11 protein-coding genes are annotated in these 13,545 nt (G+C 75.8%); 7 read left to right on the top strand and 4 right to left on the bottom strand.

Features of this window, described 5'->3' with window-relative positions:
• Positions 1–99: 99 nt before the first annotated feature.
• On the bottom strand, positions 100–1,863 hold the full coding sequence (locus Cph01nite_RS18515) for a hypothetical protein (RefSeq protein WP_203676465.1): 1,764 nt from the start codon (positions 1,861–1,863) through the stop codon (positions 100–102).
• A gap of 190 nt (positions 1,864–2,053) precedes the next feature.
• Between Cph01nite_RS18515 and Cph01nite_RS18510 the strand changes: the two genes are divergently transcribed.
• Complete coding sequence (locus tag Cph01nite_RS18510; protein ID WP_203676463.1) at positions 2,054–3,127, top strand: glutathione S-transferase family protein; 1,074 nt, start codon at positions 2,054–2,056, stop codon at positions 3,125–3,127.
• A gap of 33 nt (positions 3,128–3,160) precedes the next feature.
• On the opposite strand, the gene Cph01nite_RS18505 is transcribed toward Cph01nite_RS18510, so the two are convergent.
• Entirely contained in the window at positions 3,161–3,793 is a 633-nt protein-coding gene (locus Cph01nite_RS18505; protein ID WP_203676461.1) for a CYTH domain-containing protein, read from the bottom strand.
• Positions 3,794–4,036: 243 nt separating this feature from the next.
• Here Cph01nite_RS18505 and Cph01nite_RS18500 point away from each other — a divergent pair, with 243 nt between their 5' ends.
• Positions 4,037–5,695 (top strand): DEAD/DEAH box helicase, encoded by a 1,659-nt coding sequence (locus Cph01nite_RS18500; RefSeq protein ID WP_203676457.1) that lies wholly within the window; start codon positions 4,037–4,039, stop codon positions 5,693–5,695.
• A gap of 141 nt (positions 5,696–5,836) precedes the next feature.
• Here the strand turns inward: Cph01nite_RS18500 and Cph01nite_RS18495 are convergent, their stop codons facing one another.
• Positions 5,837–6,916, bottom strand: a complete 1,080-nt coding sequence (locus tag Cph01nite_RS18495) for a sigma-70 family RNA polymerase sigma factor (RefSeq protein WP_239069361.1) — start codon at positions 6,914–6,916, stop codon at positions 5,837–5,839.
• A gap of 121 nt (positions 6,917–7,037) precedes the next feature.
• Here Cph01nite_RS18495 and Cph01nite_RS18490 point away from each other — a divergent pair, with 121 nt between their 5' ends.
• The 3 genes from Cph01nite_RS18490 to Cph01nite_RS18480 all read left to right on the top strand — a co-directional run bounded on the left by Cph01nite_RS18490 (position 7,038) and on the right by Cph01nite_RS18480 (position 9,542).
• Positions 7,038–7,430 (top strand): VOC family protein, encoded by a 393-nt coding sequence (locus Cph01nite_RS18490; RefSeq protein WP_203676467.1) that lies wholly within the window; start codon positions 7,038–7,040, stop codon positions 7,428–7,430.
• A 34-nt stretch (positions 7,431–7,464) separates the two neighbouring features.
• Entirely contained in the window at positions 7,465–7,971 is a 507-nt protein-coding gene (locus Cph01nite_RS18485) for an NUDIX domain-containing protein (RefSeq protein ID WP_203676456.1), read from the top strand.
• Positions 7,972–8,045: 74 nt separating this feature from the next.
• Positions 8,046–9,542, top strand: coding sequence for an AAA family ATPase (locus tag Cph01nite_RS18480; RefSeq protein ID WP_203676455.1), 1,497 nt, complete (start codon positions 8,046–8,048; stop codon positions 9,540–9,542).
• Positions 9,543–9,575: 33 nt separating this feature from the next.
• Here the strand turns inward: Cph01nite_RS18480 and Cph01nite_RS18475 are convergent, their stop codons facing one another.
• Entirely contained in the window at positions 9,576–12,251 is a 2,676-nt protein-coding gene (locus Cph01nite_RS18475; RefSeq protein WP_203676447.1) for a phosphoenolpyruvate carboxylase, read from the bottom strand.
• Between the two features lie 114 nt (positions 12,252–12,365).
• Between Cph01nite_RS18475 and Cph01nite_RS18470 the strand changes: the two genes are divergently transcribed.
• Both Cph01nite_RS18470 and Cph01nite_RS18465 read left to right on the top strand, forming a co-directional pair.
• Positions 12,366–12,803, top strand: a complete 438-nt coding sequence (locus tag Cph01nite_RS18470) for a hypothetical protein (RefSeq protein WP_239069360.1) — start codon at positions 12,366–12,368, stop codon at positions 12,801–12,803.
• Between the two features lie 71 nt (positions 12,804–12,874).
• The gene (locus tag Cph01nite_RS18465; protein ID WP_203676445.1) at positions 12,875–13,405 is read left to right on the top strand and encodes a MarR family winged helix-turn-helix transcriptional regulator; all 531 of its coding nucleotides are present in this window, start codon (positions 12,875–12,877) and stop codon (positions 13,403–13,405) included.
• The last annotated feature ends 140 nt before the right edge of the window (positions 13,406–13,545 follow it).

Here is a 13,545-nt window from a genome sequence, read left to right as displayed (position 1 = left end):
TGCTGGGGCTGGAGCTGGACACCGACGCGCACGCCGGCCGTGGAGGTCTCGGTCACGCGCTCACGCTAACGCGCCGTGCCCCGGGCGGCACCGGGCACGTCACTGGTAGGTGACGAGGTCCGGCACCGGCTGCACCTGGTACGTCTGGGCCGGGTCGAGCATGGGGACGTCCTCGTCGTAGAAGTTCTTCCAGCCCCAGTGCACCGGCGGCGCCCCGGCGCGCAGGGCCTGCCACGTGCCCGCCTTGGCGGGCTGGCTGCCCTGACCGTCGACGTGGATGAGCAGCGCGATCTCGTCGTGCGACGTGTCGAGGCGCTCGCGCTCGCCGATCATCCGCAGCGAGAACTGGTGCAGCACGAGCATCTTCTGCGGCAGCCCGCGCTCGCGCGTGAGCTGGGCCAGCCAGGCGGCGGTCGCGTTGACCTCGTCGATGCCCACGGACCCGATCTGGCGCAGGTGCACCTGGTCGGGCGCCAGGCGCCACTCCGGGTCCAGGGCGAGGCCCACGTGCGGCAGTGCGAGCAGCTCGGCGTACAGCTGCGCCTGGGTGACGAAGTCCTGGCGACCCGGCTGCAGGTCCAGCACCACGTACTGGCCGGCCGCCCCCGCGGCCTCGACGAGCGGACGCAGGTCCTCCACGGGCCGCTTGCGGGAGTAGCTGCCGTCGGCCTCCGCGCCGGACGACGCGATCGTCGCGATGATCTCGACCGCGGGCACCACCGTGTCGGTGGTGAGGTCCCGGTACGGCGCCGCGTGCTGCTCCGCGCGCACGATCGTCGAGGGCACGTCCTGCTCCCCCAGCACGCCGAGCGCGCTCGAGCCCGGGGTGCCGTACAGGGCCACGTACTTCTTGCCCGGCTGCTCCGGCACGGACGGGAACACCAGCTGGCCACCCCCGGGGAGCTCCACACCCGTGCGCGCCGTCGCGACGCGCGACGCGAGCCGCTCGGGCGTCCCGAACGTCTCGCCGTACGCCAGCACCGCCGTCGGCGCGGCCTGCGCGACCGCCTGGACGACGGTGGACGTCGACCGCGGGTCGCCGCCCGGCACGTCGAGCAGCCCGACGCCCAGCGCGCGCAACGTCGCGGTCGCGGCGAGCGCGGGCGACCCGTCGGTGAGGGCCAGCACGCCGGTCGCGACCACGGGCCCGGTCGGCGGCAGGGCCGTCGGGTCCTCGGCCGAGGTGGACGTCGTGGCGTCGCCCCCGGTCGGCCCCGCAGTGGGCGACGACGTCCCGGCGTCCGGTCCGCCCCCGGCGGCGTCCGCCCCGGCGGCCAGCAGGACCGCCGGCTCGGGTCCGACGAGGGTCGCGACGACGGCCTGCTCCTGCCCCGGTGCGACGGGCGTCGGCTCCCCGAACCGGTGCCCCGTGGCCCGCGCGAGGACGGCCCCGTCGGCGCCGGCGGGCACGGGCACGAGGGTGACGCCCGGGAGCTGCAGGTCGGTGCCGGGGTCCCCGACGACGAGGGCGTGGGTCGTGCCCAGGCGCGCCAGCTCCGTGGCGACGTCGGCACCCGCCGCGGTCGGCAGCACGGGCGCACCGAGCGCGACCGCCGCGGACGCCGCCGTCAGGGACGCGGCGACGTCGTCGAGCGGGGCGAGCACCACCACGGGGGCGGCGGCGAGCAGCGCGACGGAGGTCGCGAGCGCGACGGCCGGCGCGTCGCCCGCGACGACCGTGGCCGGCGCGACATCGGTGCGGACGGCGGCCGTCAGCGGCTCCGGCGTCGGGGTGGCCGACGGGGTGGCAGCGGGGCGTGCGGCGTCCGGCGTGCCCCAGGAGCACCCGGCGAGCACCGCGAGCGCGACCGCTGCGCCCAGGACCACGGACCGTCGGCGTGTGCCCCGGACGTCCCACCCCATGTGCACGCACCTCCCGCGGTCGGGCGGCAGGTCGCCGCCGGCCGGCGGTCGCCGACGCTCCTGCACTGTAGGCAGGTCCCGGCACCGGCGCCTCCCGCGAACCGGTGCATGACCGGACCAATCGCCCGGCACGGCGCGTCGTCCGCGCGCCCGGCCTGCACGACCGCGCGCGGGAAGGCATCATCCGACGATGGACCAGTCCCCCCGCACGGCGTCCCCCGACGGCACCTCCGCCCACGACCGACCCGGCGTCTACTCCACGCCCGGCGCGAGCTTCGAGCGTGACACCCGCTACCTGCCCGACCGCATCACGGCGGACGGCCGCGACGGCTGGCCGGTCGAGGCGGGGCGCTACCGGCTCGTGGTGTCCCGGGCGTGCCCGTGGGCGAGCCGGGCCGTGGTCGTGCGTCGCCTCCTGGGGCTCGAGGACGCGCTGGGCATGGGGATCTGCGGCCCCACCCACGACGAGCGCTCGTGGACCTTCGACCTCGACCCCGGCGGCGTCGACCCGGTCCTGGGCATCGAGCGGATCCGCGACGCGTACCTGCGGCGCGACCCGCAGTACGCGCGCGGCATCACCGTGCCCGCGATCGTCGACGTGCCGTCCGGCGCGGTCGTGACGAACGACTTCGCCCAGATGACCCTCGACCTGTCGACGCAGTGGACGGCGCACCACCGGCCCGGAGCACCCGAGCTCTACCCCGACGCGCTGCGCGACGAGATCGACGAGGTCGCCGACGAGATCTACCGCGAGGTCAACAACGGGGTGTACCGGTGCGGGTTCGCGGGCTCGCAGGAGGCGTACGACCGCGCCTACGAGCGCCTGTTCACCGGGCTCGACCGCCTCGAGGAGCGGCTGGCGACGCGCCGCTACCTCGTCGGGGACACCATCACCGAGGCCGACGTCCGCCTCTTCACCACGCTCGTGCGGTTCGACGTCGTGTACCACGGGCACTTCAAGTGCAACCGTCACCGGCTGACGGAGATGCCGGCGCTGTGGGCCTACGCCCGCGACCTGTTCCAGACGCCCGGGTTCGGTGACACGGTCGACTTCGTGCACGTCAAGCAGCACTACTACGAGGTCCACCGCGACATCAACCCGTCGGGCATCGTGCCCCGCGGCCCCGAGCTGCAGGGGTGGCTGACGCCGCACGGGCGCGAGGCGCTGGGCGGACGGCCGTTCGGGGACGGCACCCCGCCGGGGCCCGTCCGCGACGAGGAGCGCGTGCCCGCGGCGCACGGGGCGGGCGACCCCGTCGGCTGACCGCCAGCCGCCCGACCTCCCGGTCGGGCCCTGCTAGAACCCGGTCATCCGGTGGTCGTGGCCGAAGCCGGGCAGGAACGTGGGGCCCCGCTGCGCGAGCTCGGTCGCCCACGCGTCGGCCCAGCGCGCGAACGGCAGGTGCGCCAGGCCGTCGTTGGCGAACCGCGGGTCGGCCGTGACCTCGGTCACGCAGAAGTCGGGGATGGCCAGGTCCGTCACGGGGCCGCCGCGCTCGACCTCGGCGACGACGAGCGGGGCGTTCGCACCGGCGAACACGTCGACGACCCAGCCGTCCTCGCCGAGCCACACGGAGTGGCGGACCTTGGCGACCCGGGCACCCCCGCGCCGCACCATCTCGACGCCCACCAGGGGGTCGATCTCCCGCTCCGCCTCGTACCGGGTCCCCCCGTTCATCGGGCCCTTCACCGTGACGGCGCAGAAGTCGACGCGGTCGGCGTACCGCTCCAGGAGCGTCACCTCGTCGAGCCCGACGTCGACGCCCGCGACCGCGGACGCCTGGGCGCGCACGCGCAGCGCGTAGCCCTCGTCGGCCAGGTAGTAGCTCTGGACGATCAGCGCGGGCTCGGCGTCCAGCAGCCCCTCGGGGACGTCGCGTGCGAGGAACCGTCGCTCGAACTCGAAGTCGCCGTTGCCCGTGTCGCTCATGGTCGCCTGCCTGTGCCCGACGGCCCGGGCGGCCGCCTGCGCCCACCGTACCGACCCGGCGTGCCGGGCGGTGGCGGACGTGCCGGGCGCGCCCCTGCGCCACGGCGCCCCGGCCGTGCGGCCCGGGGTGTGAGACAGTGGTCCCGAGAGGCAGCGCGATCGACCGCGCGCCCGCGTCGTGGAGTCCCCCCGGGAATCGTGCGGCGGACCCCGACTTCTTCTGCCCCCGAGAGGCACCATCCTGTGACGACTTTCTCCGACCTCGGCGTGCCCGAGGTGCTGGTCAGCGCGCTCGCCGCCCAGCAGATCACCTCCCCCTTCCCCATCCAGGTCGCGACGCTGCCGGACACCCTGCGCGGCGCCGACGTCCTGGGCCGCGGCCGCACGGGCTCCGGCAAGACGCTCGCGTTCGCCCTGCCCGTCGTCGCGCGGCTCGCCGCGTCCGGCACGCCGCGCCGGGCGCGCCGCCCCCGTGCGCTCGTGCTGTGCCCGACGCGTGAGCTCGCGACGCAGATCGAGGCCACGTTCGCCCCCCTGGCCGCAGCCGCGGGCCTGCGCACCACGACCGTCTTCGGCGGCGTGGCGCAGTCGCGCCAGGTCACCGCCCTCGACCGCGGTGTCGACGTGCTGGTGGCGTGCCCCGGACGGCTCGAGGACCTGCTGCGGCAGAACCTCCTCACGCTCGACGGCGTCGAGATCACCGTGCTGGACGAGGCGGACCACATGGCCGACCTCGGGTTCCTGCCCGTCGTGCGCCGCCTGATGGACCGCACCCCGAAGCGCGGGCAGCGCCTGCTGTTCTCCGCGACGCTCGACAACGGGGTCGGCACGCTCGTCGACCGCTACCTGACGACGCCCGTCGAGCACGCCGTGGACCCCGCCGCGCAGACCGTGGTCGCCAGCACCCACCACGTGCTCGAGGTCGCCGACGCCGCCGCCAAGAAGGCGGTCGTCGAGGCGCTGGCGTCCGGCGCCGGTCGCCGCGTGCTGTTCATGCGGACCAAGCACCACGCCAAGAAGCTCGCCCGCCAGCTCACGCTCGCCGGGATCCCGGCGGTCGACCTGCACGGCAACCTCGGCCAGGGCGCCCGCGAGCGCAACCTCGCCGCGTTCTCCTCCGGTCAGGCCCGGGTGCTCGTCGCCACCGACATCGCGGCGCGCGGCATCCACGTCGACGAGGTCGAGCTGGTCGTGCACGTCGACCCGCCCGCGGAGCACAAGGCGTACCTGCACCGCTCGGGCCGCACGGCCCGCGCCGGGGCCACGGGCACCGTCCTGACCCTCCAGCTGCCCGAGCAGCGTGCCGACGTGCGGGCGATGACCCGCGCCGCCGGCATCAAGGTCACCCCTGTCGCCGTGACGCCGGGTGACCCGCTCGTGCGTCGGCTCGCCGGGGCGCCGGGAACGGTCCCCGCCGACAACGGCGGCACGCCGGCCCCGACGACCGTCGTGGCTGCTCCCGCCACGCAGGACGAGCGCCCGTCCACCTCGGGCCGCGGGCGGTCCGGAGCGGGTGGGCAGCACGCCGGGCGCGGGCAGTCCTCGTCGCGCGGCCGGTCCGGCACGTCGCGCGGTCAGGCCCCCGTCCGGGGGCGGGCCGGCTCCGAGGGCGGCCCCCGTGCCGGCCAGCCCGACACCGGCACGCGCCGGTCCGGCTCGCGCGCCGCGTCGCGCCCGGCGGGCCCGGCGGTCGTGTGGACCTCCGGGGGTCCCGACGCGCGGTCCTCCGACCCGCGCGGCACCTCCGCACCGCAGCAGCGGGCACCGCAGCGCGGCACCGGGCCGACCTCCGGTCGCGACGCGGGTGCGACGCCGACCGACGGCACGGGTGCACCGCGGCGGCGCCGCGGCGGCCGTGGCCGCGGGCGGGCAGGGTCGGCAGCGGGCAGCTCCGCCGCCTGAGCCGGCCCCGACGACGAACGAGCCCGGCCCCCGCTGCTCCTGGTCCGCCAGGAGCGCGGGTGCCGGGCTCGTCGCATGCGGCAGGACCGTCACGGCCGTCGCCACCACGGGCACGGTCGACCCCCAGGTGGGGCGGCGGGCTCACCGTTCGAGGTGGCCCTCGGTGGCCGGGGCACCGTGCGCCGGCACGGCACCTGAGCCGGGCAGCTCGGCCGGCAGCCCGAAGGTCGCGAACAGCTCCGCCCCGAACCAGACCGTCACGTGCCGCACGCCGGCGGCGGTGACCGTCACCTGCTGCACCTGGAAGGCGCGGTGCCGGCCCTCCGCGTCGCGCATGTACATCGCGAACGCGGGCAGCCCGTTCGCGCGCGTCGCCACCATCCGCATGTCGCCCGGCCCCTGGGCGGGGCACCACGAGCCGATGAGCTCGCCCACGGCCTGCGGGCCGGAGTACCACCCGGGGAACGGCGGCATCTCCCAGACGACGTCGGCCGCGAGCAGCTCGACGATCGCCGCCACGTCGTACGCCTCGAACGCCGCGACGTAGCGGGCAAGCAGGGCCTGCTGCCGAGGGTCGGTCGGCTCGAGCGGGGTGACGTGGTGCACGTTCGCCATGTGCGCCCGCGCGCGCTGCAGCGTCGAGTTGACCGCGGCCACCGACAGGTCGAGCGCGTCCGCGACCTCGGCCGCGGACCACGCGAGCACGTCGCGCAGGAGCAGGACGGCGCGCTGCTGCGCGGTGAGGTGCTGCAGGGCGGCCACGAAGGCCAGCCGGACGGAGTCGCGGTGCACGGCCGTCTCGGCCGGGTCGACGGGCGGGCGCGCCCAGACCAGCGCGTCCGGCAGCGGCTCGAGCCACGCGGTGGCCGGGTCCTCGCGGGGCTGGTCGCGGGGATCCGCGGCGGGCGCGCCGAGACCCGTGGGCAGCGGGCGGCGGCGCCGGCCCTCGAGGTGCGTGAGGCACGTATTGGTGGCGATCCGGAACATCCAGGTGCGCAGCGAGGACCGGTTCTCGAACCCGCGCATGGCGCGCCACGCCCGCAGGTACGTCTCCTGCAGCATGTCCTCCGCGTCGTGCACCGACCCGGTCATGCGGTAGCAGTGGGCGAGGATCTCGCGCCGCATCGGCGACAGCCGGGCGGCGAACTCCTCGGACGTCAGGTCGGCGGACCCGGCGCCAGGCGTCGGGACGGACGGCTGTGCGGGTGTGGTCGTCGTCACAGGACGACGGTATCCGCGGCCACCGACATCGCACATCCCCCGATGAGTCGGAGGTCCGGGGCCGGTCGGCACCGGTACCACCCGAACCCCGCCGCACCCTGCAGGAGCGCCCGTGGACCGCATGATCCTCGTCAGCCTCCCCGTCCGCGACGTCGCGGCGTCGCGCGCCTTCTACGACGGGCTCGGGTTCCCGGTCAACGAGATGCTCAGCGACGAGCTGTCGGCGTGCGTCGTGGTCTCCGGGACGATCTGCGTGATGCTGCTCCGCCGGGACCGGTTCGCGACCTGCACGCAGCTGCCCGTGGTCGACGCGCGCACGGGCACCCAGGTCCTGCTGTGCCTCACCGCGTCGTCCCGGGCGGAGGTGGACGCGCTCACGGCGCACGCGATCGCGGGCGGCGGGTCCGAGCCCCGCGCGCCCGTGCAGAGCGGACCCACCTACGCACGCACCGTCGCCGACCCCGACGGGCACGTGTGGGAGATCCTCCACACGCACACCGTCCCCGCCGCGTGACCGTCCGCTGCTGACGCGTGCCAGACTCGCCCCCGTGCCCGCACCCGCCCACGGCTACGCCCCCGACGACCACGCCGCCGGACGCACGCTGCTCGTCGCCGCCGCCTACGTCGTGCTGCGCCGCACGCGCGCCGACGGCGACGAGGTGCTGCTGCAGCGCCGTGCCGGCACCGGGTACATGGACGGCTGGTGGGCCCTGCTCGCCGGTCACGTCGACCCCGGCGAGTCGGTACACGAGGCCGCGGTGCGGGAGGCCGCCGAGGAGGCCGGCGTCACGGTGGCGCCGACGGCGCTGCGCGCGCTGACGACCCTGCACCGGTTCGAGCGCGCAGGACCGCAGGTCGAGCAGCGGGTCGACGTCTTCTTCGAGGTGACGGCGTGGAGCGGCGAGCCGACGGTGCGGGAGCCGGACCGCTCCGACGCGATGGGCTGGTTCCCGCTGGCGGGCCTGCCCGAGGGCGTCGTGCCGCACGAGCGGCTCGTGCTGGACCTGCTGGTTGCGGGCGCGCCGGTGCCCGCGGTCGTCTCGCTGCCCCGGTGAGGCGTCCGGGTGGAAACCTGCCCGCCACCTGCCTGCCGGACCGGGCGCACCCCGCGCGGCGCTAGCGTGACCGCGTGCACCTCGAACCGACCCGCGACGACCTCGCGGCCCTCGTGGCGTCCCGGACCCCGATCGTCGTCCTGGAGACCGAGGACGAGGCCGACGCCGTCGAGCTCGTCCTGCGGGCCGCGTCGCGCCCTCCGGGTGGCCGCGCACCCCATCCGGTCTTCCGGTGGAGCGTCACGGACGGGCTGCGACGCATGGACGTGGACCTCGGCGGGTCCCAGCTGCACAACACCGAGCCTCCGACGCTGCTGCGGTCCATCGTCGACAGCCTGGCACCGGCCGTCTACGTGCTGCTCGACCTGCACCCGTGGTTCGACGACCCGGTCGTCGTCCGCCTGCTGAAGGACGCCGCGCAGCGGCCGCTGGCCATGCGCAGCACGCTGGTGCTCGTCTCGCACGCGCTGAAGCTGCCGCGCGAGGTCGAGCACCTCGCGGTGCGGGTCCCGGTGACCTTCCCCTCACCGGCCGAGCGGGCCGTCATCGTCGACCGCACGGTCGCGGCCTGGTCGAACGTCACCGGACGGGTCCCGCACGTCGACCCCGAGGCCCGCGAGCTGCTCGTGCAGCGCCTCGCCGGCCTGTCGCGCTCGGACGTCGGCCGTCTCGCCCACGGCGCGATCGTCAACGACGGCGCGCTGACGGCGCGCGACGTGCCCGTCGTCGAGCGCGCCCGCTTCGAGGCGCTGTCCGCCGACGGCGTGCTGTCGTACGAGTACGCCACCGTCGCACCGGGCGACGTGGTCGGCCTGGACCGCGTCGTGCGGTGGATGCTGCTGCGGCGACCGGCCATGGACGGCTCGGCACCGCACCTCGACGCCCCGCGCGGCGTGCTGCTCCTCGGCGTGCAGGGCTGCGGCAAGTCGCTGGCCGCCCGGGCGGCCGCGTCCATCCTCGGGGTGCCGCTGCTGCGGCTGGACCTCGCGGGCGTGCACGACAAGTACGTGGGCGAGTCCGAGCGGCGCCTGCGTGACGCTCTCGCCGCGGCGGACGCGCTCGCACCGTGCGTGCTGTGGGTCGACGAGATCGAGAAGGCGGTCGCGAGCAGCGAGTCCGACGGCGGATCGGCGCGGCGCGTCCTCGGGACGCTGCTCACGTGGCTCGCCGACCGCAGCTCGCGGGTGTTCGTCGCCGCGACCGCCAACGACATCTCCGCGCTGCCCCCCGAGCTGGTGCGCAAGGGACGCTTCGACGAGATGTTCTTCGTCGACCTCCCGGACGACGCCGCGCGCGCCGGGCTCGTGCGCCTGCACGCCGGGCGGCGCGGTCTGCAGCTGCGCGACGACGAGACGGACCGGCTCGTGGCGGCCTCGGCGGGGTTCTCCGGGGCGGAGGTCGAGCAGGCCGTCGTCGCGGCGACGTACGCGGCGCACGCCCACGGCCGGGGCCTGGACGCCGCCACGGTCCTGGAGGAGCTGCGCACGACCCGCCCCCTGGCCGTGGTCATGGCCGAGCGCGTCGCCGAGCTGCGGGCCTGGGCCGCGACGCGGACCGTGCCGGCACGCTGAGGCACCGACCTGCCGCGCGCGGCCCGGGACCCGTCAGCCGGTGTTCTGCAGGCCCGCGGCCACGCCGTTCACGGTGAGCAGCAGGAGCCTGCGCAGGTCGTCGGCGGACTGCTGGTCCTGCCCGGTCCGCAGCCCGCGCAGCGCCCGCAGCTGCAGCAGCGACAGCGCGTCGACGTAGGGGCTGCGCAGCTGCACGGCACGGCCGAGGATGCGGCGGCGGGACAGCACGCCGGTGCTCCCCGTCGTCGCGAGCACCCAGTGCCGCGTCCGCCGCATCTCGTCCAGGACGAGCTCGGCCAGGTCGTCACGGTCGCCGAGAGCGAGGTAGCGGGCGGCGATGCGCTCGTCGGTCTTGGCGAGGGACATCTCGACGTTGTCGATGATCGTCGCGAACAGCGGCCACTCGGCGTACGCCGCACGCAGCTCCTCGACGTCGCCGACCGCTGCGAGCGCCGTCCCCAGGCCGTACCACCCGGCCAGGTTGATCCGGGCCTGTGACCACGAGAACACCCACGGGATCGCGCGCAGGTCGTCGAGCGACGACACCGACAGGCCACGGCGGGCCGGCCGCGAGCCGATCGGCAGCAGCCCGAGCTCCTCGAGCGGTGTGACCTGGGCGAACCAGGCCGGGAACCCGTCGGCGCGCACGAGCGCGTGGAAGTGCTCGCGGGAGGTGACGTCCAGGCGGGCGGCGAGGTCCGCGAACCGCGCCGCGGCCTCGTCGTTGCGCTGCACCACGCTCGGGGCGTCGGCGAGCAGGGTCGCCGCGGTGACCTGCTCGATGTGCCGCGTCGCGATGTCCGGGTCGCCGTAGCGGGCGAAGATGACCTCGCCCTGCTCCGTGAGCTTGAAGCGGCCGTCGACGGACCCGGGCGGCTGCGCGAGGACCGCGCGGTTGGCGGGGCCGCCGCCGCGCCCCAGCGCACCGCCCCGACCGTGGAACAGCGTGAGGACGATGTCGTTGCGGCGGGCCCACTCGGCGATCCGGCGCTGCGCGTCGTCGAGCGCCAGGGTCGCGGAGAGCGGACCGACGTCCTTGGACGAGTCGGAGTACCCGAGCATGACCTCGACCCGCCGGCCGTTGGCCGCGAGCCGCTCCTGCACCCGGGGGTGGTCCAGCACGGCGTCGAGGATCTCCACGCTGTTCTGCAGGTCGGCGAAGGTCTCGAACAGCGGGATCGCGTCGATCACCGGCGCGTGCTCCGGCCCGCCGAACGCGAGGTCGGCGAGCCGGTACACCGCGGGCAGGTGGTCGGCCGACTGCGTGAACGACACGATGTAGCGTCGCGCGGCCGCGACGCCGAACCGGCGCTGCACGGTGCCCAGCGCCCGGAACGTGTCGAGCACCTCGACCGTCATGGGCTGCAGGTCGCCGTCGACGCCGTTGGCCTCGATGTCGGCCAGGGCGGCGGCGTGCACCTGCGAGTGCTGGCGCACCTCGAGCTCGGCGAGATGGAAGCCGAAGGTCTGCACCTGCCAGATCAGCCGCTGCAGGTCGCCGTAGGCGGCGCGGCGAGCGCCCGCGGCCACCAGGGAGTCCTGCACGATGCGCAGGTCCGCCTCGAGCTCGTCCGCGTTCGCGTACGCCAGGTCGGCGTCGCGGCGGCGGGTCGCGGCGACGCGCTCGACGATCCCCAGCAGCGCGCGGCGGTGCGGCTCGTTCGGCGCGGACCCCGCGATGCGCGACGTGATCGCGTCCGAGAGCGAGCGCTGGCGCTGCCACAGCGCGCTGAGCTCGGTCGACGCGGGCGTGCCGGCCGCGTCGAGCGTCAGGCCGTCGGCGGTCCGGCGCGCGGAGGCGAGCAGCGCGTCGAGCGCGTGCTCCGAGGCCATCGCCGCCGCGGCGCGGGTGATCTCCGCCGTGACGTTCGGGTTGCCGTCGCGGTCGCCGCCGATCCAGGAGCCCAGGCGGGCGAACGGCGCGACCACCGGTGCCGTGGTGCCGGCCTCGTCCTCGAGGAGCCAGTCGTCGAGGCGGCGGTAGACGGTCGGCAGGACGTCCGCGAGCGTGGCGTCGAAGATCGACAGCACGGTCGCGACCTCGTCGAGGACGGTCGGCTTCTCGGCACGCAGGGGCGACGTGCGCCACAGGGCGTCGATCTCGGCGAGCAGCCGGCGCTCGTTCTCGGCGAGCGTCGTCCCGCCGATGTGGAGGGTGTCGCGCTCGGCGACGAGCTCGGCGACCCGGCGGATCGACCGGGACACCGCCCGGCGACGCGCCTCGGTCGGGTGGGCGGTGAAGACGGGCCGGAACTCCAGGTCCCGCAGCCTCTGCCGCGCCACGTCCTCGCCGACCTCGGCCACCAGCTGCTGGTACGCCGCGGGCAGCGAGTCGTCGGGAGCGAGCTCGTGCGGGGACAGGCGCGACTCACGGTCGCGCAGCACACGCACCCGGTGGTACTCCTCGGCCAGGTTCGCGAGGTGGAAGTAGCACGTGAACGCCCGCGCCACCTGCTCGGCACGCTCGTGGCTGAACCCGGCGACCAGGGCCTCGGCCTCGCCGAGCGCGTGCCCGTCCGGCTCGCTGTGCGACGCGATCGCCAGCTCGCGCAGGCGTTCGACGTCCGCGAGCAGGTCCTCCCCACCGGCCTCGCGCAGCACGCGCCCGAGCAGCTCACCGAGCAGCCGGACGTCGTTGCGCAGGAGCTCCGGTACCTCATGGCTGACGACGCCACGAGGGACGTCCGACCCGATCTCCGCTTCGCTCACGGGAGAAAGGTAGTTGACGCCGGTCCGTGCCCGCCGCGCCGCCCGACCCGTGGGCGGTCCGCACGCCGCGCGCCCGGTCCGTGGGGCCCTCGACGCGCGTGGCATGCTGGGCGCGTGGCCCTGTTCCGACGTCGACCCGAGGTGCCGGCGGACGTCGCCGTGGGGTTCCACGCGGCCGAGGCCCCGGCGATGCAGCGCTCGATCCTGGCGGCGCTGGGACTGGGTGACAACCCCGCGGACGCCGTCGTCCCGGCGCGGCTGCGCGTCGAGCGGGGCGCTGACGACCGGCTCGTCCTCGTGTGGCGCAACGTCATCGTCGGCTTCGTGCCGGCCGAGGCGACCGCGGCGCTGGCGACCGCACTGACGGCGGCCGGCGGGGCCACCCTCGTCGTGCCGGGCGTCGCGCACCGCACCGGGCGGACGTGGCGGCTCTGGGTCGGCGACGTGCCGTCCGCCGGGTTCCCCGACGTCCCCGACGGCCTGGACACCCTGGCCCCGCCCGAGACGACGATCCTCGGCGTCCCGGTCCGCCGCCTCGACGAGCGCCGCTGAGCGGTGCGCGTCACCCGTCCGCACGGGTGAGCGTGAAGTTGTCGCGTCAACCGTCCGACTAGGATGACGACGTGCCCTCCGACGCCCTGTGGCTGACCCCCTCCGAGCTGCGCGCCTGGCTCGGCCTCGTGGCCGTGGCCGAGCTGCTGCCGGCCCAGCTCGACTCGCAGCTGCAGCACGACGCCGGTCTGACGCACTTCGAGTACCAGGTGCTGGCGATGCTCTCCGAGGCGCGCAGCCGGACCCTGCGCATGTCGGACCTCGCCCGCCGGACCAACGCGACCCTCCCCCGCCTGTCCCACGTCGTGCGACGCCTCGAGGACCGCGGGCTCGTCGAGCGCGCGCCCTGCGCCGACGACCGCCGCGCCACCAACGCCCACCTCACGGCCGCGGGCTGGGACCTCGTCGTGCAGACGGCCCCCGGGCACGTCGCGACCGCCCGTGCGCTCGTGGTGGACGCGCTCAGCGCCGAGCAGGTCGCCCAGCTCGAGGACCTGACCCGCACCATGCTGCTGCGGCTCGACCCCGAGGGCCGGCTGACCCCGCCGCTGGACGAGGTCGGTCGCGACGACGAGGGCCGGGACGGCGCGTCGGCGACCTGACGGCGCGAGACCCCGGGCGACGTCGTCGCGCGACATGCGGACGGGGGTGCCGGGGCGGTCGCCCCGGCACCCCCGTCCGGGTGGTGCTACGAGCAGACGCCGGTGGGCGTCCAGCTCACGTTGTTGCTGCCCTTGTAGTA

It is taken from the genome of Cellulomonas phragmiteti, from assembly GCF_016862775.1.
In the GTDB taxonomy this organism is placed as follows: domain Bacteria; phylum Actinomycetota; class Actinomycetes; order Actinomycetales; family Cellulomonadaceae; genus Cellulomonas; species Cellulomonas phragmiteti.
This window is presented reverse-complemented; position numbering and strand designations above follow the sequence as displayed.